Origin of the sequence: Bartonella sp. OT172YNZD (assembly GCF_042193725.1) — a bacterium.
GTDB lineage: Bacteria > Pseudomonadota > Alphaproteobacteria > Rhizobiales > Rhizobiaceae > Bartonella > Bartonella grahamii_A.
Window position 1 is genome coordinate 1 of record NZ_JBHILZ010000090.1, and the last position, 700, is coordinate 700.

Here is a 700-nt window from a genome sequence, read left to right on the forward strand (position 1 = left end):
ATTCCAAGACGCCAATGCTAATCCTGCGACGATGATGCAGCTTTATCAAGCAATTGTTGAAGCGCTTGATGATCCAGAGTGTGGAGAGCCTGGGTTCTCATTGCAAAGGATTGATCTGACAAAAGCAACGCGTGAAGGCACTTTTCATTTTGTTTTAACGGGTGTTTTTTATCCCGATGGGCATTTGGGGGATTGGTCACACAAAGAGCCAATGAGCATCAATTTAGAGGTTGGTGATGACTGAGTTTGAACCTTTATCCATTCCACAAATTCCCCCTCCACAAATTCCTTTGCCACAAATTATTGAAGAGCTTTCTGTTGAAGCAATTTTAGAGCAAAAGATCACGCGTTTGACTGAGCTTTTTGCAGCGCATCATATTCCTTATAATGTGGAAAAGACGGCTTATGATCCGGTGGTCATTCAATTACAAGCGGCCGCTTATGAAGAGTTGCTCTTGCGCCAGCGGATTAATGAAGTGGCGCGGGATAATTTACTCACATTTGCGCGTGGAACAAGTTTAGATCATTTGGGGGATTTTTATGGGGTCACGCGCCTTTTGGATGAAGATGATGAGCGGTTTCGCCGCCGCATTCGTTTGAATAGACAAGGGCATTCCACAGGGGGCACAGCGCCACGTTATCAATATTTTGCCCTCTCAAGCGATATCCATGTCAAAGATGCTTTTGTTTATCGTGTGGG

2 pseudogenes are annotated in these 700 nt (G+C 44.9%); both read left to right on the plus strand.

From position 1 onward, the window contains the following. Nucleotides 1-244, plus strand: a pseudogene (locus ACFIJS_RS09180) (baseplate assembly protein); the annotation flags it as partial. Further along, a pseudogene (locus tag ACFIJS_RS09185) lies at nucleotides 237-700 on the plus strand (baseplate assembly protein); the annotation flags it as partial. The pseudogenes ACFIJS_RS09180 and ACFIJS_RS09185, both read left to right, overlap by 8 nt.